General features: G+C 71.3%; 2 protein-coding genes. One reads left to right on the top strand and one right to left on the bottom strand.

From position 1 onward, the window contains the following. A partial coding sequence (locus tag GBZ26_RS28690) for a trypsin-like serine peptidase (protein ID WP_174441711.1) occupies positions 1 to 635 on the bottom strand: 635 nt, incomplete at its 3' end. Positions 636 to 677: 42 nt separating this feature from the next. Here GBZ26_RS28690 and GBZ26_RS28695 point away from each other — a divergent pair. Continuing rightward, positions 678 to 2624, top strand: a 1947-nt coding sequence (locus GBZ26_RS28695) for a DNA topoisomerase (RefSeq protein WP_247884945.1), incomplete at its 3' end; no start/stop codon positions are given.

Below are 2624 nucleotides of genomic sequence, written 5' to 3' on the forward strand. Positions count from 1 at the left end.
GGCGTGCGCACCAGCAGCGCCGCCCCGCTCACCCCGCGCGTCCCGTCGCAATCATGGACCAGCAGCGGCCCGCGGTCGGTGTCGTTGATGCCGCGCGCGGCGCAGGCGGTGTCGGCGGTGACGAGGGGCGCCCGGTCCTGGCTGTAGCCGCCCAGCATCAGCGGCGTGCCGGCGTCCGGGGGGACGCGGGCGAGCGGCAGTGGCGGCATCCCCTCCGGCGCATCGCCGTCCAGCGTCAGCACCGCCCAATCGCCGACCAGCCCGTCGAGCCGCCGCTCGGTGTCGTAAGGGCCGCCGGTCTCCAGCGCGGCGACGGCGCGGTGCTGCCGGTACTCCCCGCGCTCGTAGCCGAACAGCACATGCAGCGAGGAAGCCGGCAGGAAGCGCTGCGCCCGGTTCAGCAGGCAATGGGCGGCGGTGACCACCCGGCGCGGCGCCACCAGCACGCCGGTGCAGCGCGCGCCGAGATTGCTCTGCACCTTGACGAGGCTGTTCCACGGCGCGTGCGTGGCATTGACCACCACCCGCCGGTCCTTCGCCCCGATCCCCGGCAGCAGCGGGTTCTGCGCCGCCACCGGGAAGGCGGCGACGAGAAGCGGCGCGGCGACCAGAAGTCCGCGCAGGACAGTCATCATGTGTTCTTGATACGTTTTCATGTTCGTCTTACCATGGCGGCCATGGCCACGCTCATCATCACGGAAAAATCCAGTCAGGCAAAGGACCTGCGCGCTGCGCTGGGGGATCGCTACGGGCGCATCCTGCCGGCCGAGGGGCACCTGCTGCGTCTGGCCGAACCGGACGAGGTCAACCCGGACTGGAAGCGCTGGGCGCCCACCCTGCTGAAGCCGGACGGACTCTACCCGACGCGGCCGGACAGCGGCGGTAACAAAACGGCGAAGCTGGCGGCGATCAAGGCGGCGCTGAAGGGCTGCGACCAGGTCATCCTTGCCACCGACTGCGACCGCGAGGGGCAGTTGATCGGGCAGGAAATCCTGGAGCATCTGGGCTTCCGCGGGCGGGTGCAGCGCGCCCTGTTCACCGCCCAGGATCCCAAGACGATCCGCGACGCCTTCGCCAAGCTGAAGCCGAACACCGAGCTTCGTCCGCTCTACGAGGCGGCGGTGGCGCGTCAGCAGGCCGACCAGATCTTCAACCTGTCCCTGACCCGCACGGCGACCAAGACGCTGCTGGCGCCGGGGACGCGCGGGGTGATCGGCATCGGGCGGGTGAAGACGCCGACGCTGTCCATCGTCTGTCTGCGCGAACTGGAGATCCGCAACTTCAAGCCCGAGGATTATTTCGAGGTCGTGGCGACGGCCACCGCCGCCGCCGGCTCCTTCCTGATGCGCCACGCTCCGCCGCCGAAGGATCGTATCAAGGACCGCGCCCGCGCCGAGGCCATCGCCCGCGCCGCGGACGGCCATGGCGGCCCCCTGTCGGTGACGGTGGAGGACCGGCGGCAGGCGCCGCCAAAGCTCTATGACCTGCCCGCGCTGCAGAAGACCTGCGGCCAGCGCTGGGGCTGGACCGCCGACCGCACGCTGGAGGTCGCACAGGAGCTGTACGACGGCGAGGGCAAGAAGCTCATCACCTACCCGCGCGCCGAGGCGCGTTACCTGTCGGAGAACCAGATCGCCGACGTTCCGGCGATCGCCGGGGCGCTGACCCGGCTGCGCGGCTTCGCCCATCTCGACCTGTCCCGCCCGGTGATCCGCCGCGGCAAGTCCGGCCATTTCTGCGACAAGGCGCTGGAGGGCGTGTCGCACCACGCCATCGTTCCCAACGTCAACGTGCTGGACGATCTGGAAAGCCGTCTGAACCGCCTGACCGACGACGAGAAGCGGCTCTACGCGCTGATCTGCCGCTCCTACCTCGCTGCCGTCATGCCCGACTACGAGTACCGGCAGACCACCGTCCTGATGGACGTTCCGGTCGAGGGCAAGCCGGTGGTCTTCCGGGCGGTCGGACGCATCCCCCTGAAGCTCGGCTGGAAGGCGGCCTTCGGCTCCGCCGAGACGGACGGCAAGCCCGACGAGAAGGAGGAGGAGCAGACCCTGCCCCCGCTGACCGACGGGGAGCCCGCCCGCCTGTCCGAACCGCGGGTGGAGGCCAAGCGGACCCAGGCGCCGCCGCGCTACAACGAGGGCACGCTGGTCGACGCCATGCAGAACGCCTGGCGCTTCGTCGAAGACCCGGCGCTGCGCGACCGGCTGAAGGAGGCCAAGGGCATCGGCACCCCGGCCACCCGCGCCGAGATCATCAAGGGCCTGCGGCGGCAGAACCTGCTGGGCGCCGACGGCAAGTGGCTGGTGCCCACCCCCGCCGGGCTGCAACTGTTCGAGACCCTGCGCGGCGCCGCCCCCACGCTGGTCGATCCCGGCACCACCGCCCTGTGGGAGATGCGGCTGGACGAGGTGGTGGTCGGACGCGCCGACTTCCGCAGCGTCATCGACGGCATCGCCGACGAGGCCGGGCGGCTGATCGGCGTTCTGGTCGGCAACAAACTGTCCACGGCAGACCCCATAGCGCACGCCGGCCCGTGCAGCCCCGGGCGCGGCATCTGCCCGACCGCTGCCGCTCGCCCCGCGCCAGCCCGAGTCGGTCCCCGCCAGCCCGCGACGGGG

The sequence above is a fragment of the Azospirillum formosense genome (assembly GCF_013340925.1).
Lineage (GTDB): Bacteria > Pseudomonadota > Alphaproteobacteria > Azospirillales > Azospirillaceae > Azospirillum > Azospirillum formosense.